The organism is Mucilaginibacter sp. P4_E8 (assembly GCF_056401495.1).
Genome location: NZ_JBFUJG010000329.1, coordinates 1 through 2,055, shown reverse-complemented (window position 1 = coordinate 2,055; position 2,055 = coordinate 1). Strand labels below are relative to the sequence as shown.

Below are 2,055 nucleotides of genomic sequence, written 5' to 3'. Positions count from 1 at the left end.
AGTATATTCAGCATCGAAACTATGGAACCATCTGCGTTACGCTGGTTAGATGCAGGGGATATGGAAATGGTTAAAAAAGAGCAAGTATTATATCATTCAATGATTGAGCATGCTGCCGAAAAGCAAGCCGAATTTATGAGGCATTTTTTCTCATACCTCAAAGACAGCCCTACACAGCGTTATGAAAACCTGTTAAAGGAAAAGCCTGAAGTGATCAGGCGTGTACCATTGCAGCACATAGCTTCGTACCTGGGCATTACGCAGGTATCCTTAAGTCGCATCAGGAATAAGATCAAATGATCATTTGTATTATTTAACTTTTGTTAAATACTTTTTAATTAATACTACTGAGTTTTGTGATACAAATTTGGATTGTATGAAACCACAATTGAATGCTATAACCATTGCTGTAAAAGACATAGTGAAACTGAAGCTATTTTATGTTGAACTGTTTGAATGGGAAATCATGGATGAGAGTCCTGATATTGTGATGTTTAGATTAGATCACATCATTTTGACACTTTACAAGAAAAAGGATCATGCAAAATATTTAGACTTACAGCAAGGAGAATATAATCACCCCAAATTTTATCTGACTATAAATACCGATTCGCGCCGGAAAACTGATGATTTATTCGCAGAACTGAAAGTTAAAGGCGTAAATATTATTAAAGAACCGCAACAGTTTTTTTGGGGCGGTTACGGAGGTATCATAGCCGACCCCGAAGATAATTATTGGGAGATCTGTTATAATCCTGTTTCATGATCATCCTTAAATAATCATTATTTTACCATTCAAACAAAATGAGTTTACTTAAAATAATCCCGAAAATCATTTATGACGATATTAGTATCGGCCTAAAGTTTTTTACCGCCCTGGGGTTTGAAGTAAAGTACAGCGATGATGGATTTTATATCATAAAACGCGATAATGTAACCATTCAACTGGTGGTAAGTGAAGAAAACTTTACCATAGGCGACAGGCCAGAGTATAGGATAGAGACAGATGATATTGAAGATTTTTATGAGGAGATCAGCACTAAACATCCCGAAATTCTTCACCCTAATTTAAACGTAATCAAGCACCAGCCCTGGGGATTAAAGGAATTTGCCTTGCACGATGAAACTTCGGTTTGTATTATCATACAACAACCATATCAATATACCCTACCCCCGCATGATACCCATGACAAATGAACAACCATCTTTACAAGACCGCGATTACAGTTCTATCAGTCCCTCAGCAAGGTCGTTATTATTATTAAAAGGTTTAACGGACATTCCCTTTGCCCGCGAAGCGGCTGAGTTAATTAGCCGGCCACTTGCTTATCAACCTGATTTTAATATCAAGGATTTTGCATTTTGGGCCAGGGTGCTGCATTTTGAATCCCGGTATAAGAGTATTAATCAGTTATTATCAGATCTGCCTGTTAAAAATGTATTAGAGCTTTCATCGGGATTTTCTTTCCGTGGGTTAAATACGGTTATTAATAATGATATTTATTATGTAGACACCGATCTGCCTGATGTAATTGATACCAAGTTAAACCTTCTGGCAGCCTTGCAACACAATATAACATCAAAGGGCAAACTGGAAACTTTGCCGCTGAACGCGCTGAATGAAGCTGATTTCACTGCCGTTGCCAATCATTTCCCCGAAGATGAAATTGTAATTGTAAACGAAGGCTTACTGGTTTATCTTGACATGAACGAAAAGAAAAAGCTATGCCATAACATCCGCAGTGTGCTTAAAAAAAGAGGTGGATACTGGATCACTGCTGATATTTATGTTAAATCGGAAAGGAAGCTCTCCAACTTAACCCCGAACGATCAGTTACAGCAATTTTTCAAGGAACACCGCATTGAAGAAAACAAATTTGAAAGTTTTGAAGAGGCCGAAGCTTTTTTCAAAAGCGAAGGTTTTATAATTGACAAAGAAGCAGAGCGCGGACATCAAGCATTAGGTTCATTAAAATATTTGTCAGAAAGTGCAACAGAGGAACAGTTTACCAATTTTAGAAAGGCCGGGCGGATCCGTACTTCATGGCGTTTGAG

General features: G+C 37.7%; 4 protein-coding genes. All 4 read left to right on the top strand.

The window, feature by feature from the left end; translation table 11 throughout:
- Positions 1–300 (top strand): Crp/Fnr family transcriptional regulator (locus tag AC1DRQ_RS31065; RefSeq protein ID WP_477429925.1); only part of this gene is annotated, 300 nt, incomplete at its 5' end.
- A gap of 76 nt (positions 301–376) precedes the next feature.
- Entirely contained in the window at positions 377–766 is a 390-nt protein-coding gene (locus AC1DRQ_RS31060) for a VOC family protein (RefSeq protein ID WP_477429923.1), read from the top strand.
- 38 nt (positions 767–804) lie between these two features.
- Positions 805–1,197 carry a VOC family protein gene (locus tag AC1DRQ_RS31055; protein ID WP_477429921.1) on the top strand — a complete coding sequence of 131 codons (393 nt, stop codon included), beginning with the start codon at positions 805–807 and terminating at the stop codon, positions 1,195–1,197.
- On the top strand, positions 1,187–2,055 hold an 869-nt coding region (locus AC1DRQ_RS31050; protein ID WP_477429919.1), incomplete at its 3' end, for a hypothetical protein. The genes AC1DRQ_RS31055 and AC1DRQ_RS31050, both read left to right, overlap by 11 nt.

Coding starts and splice junctions, on each gene's coding strand:
- AC1DRQ_RS31055 (WP_477429921.1), top strand. CDS start 805: ATGAGTTTACTTAAAATAATCCCGAAAATCATTTATGACGATATTAGT.
- AC1DRQ_RS31060 (WP_477429923.1), top strand. CDS start 377: ATGAAACCACAATTGAATGCTATAACCATTGCTGTAAAAGACATAGTG.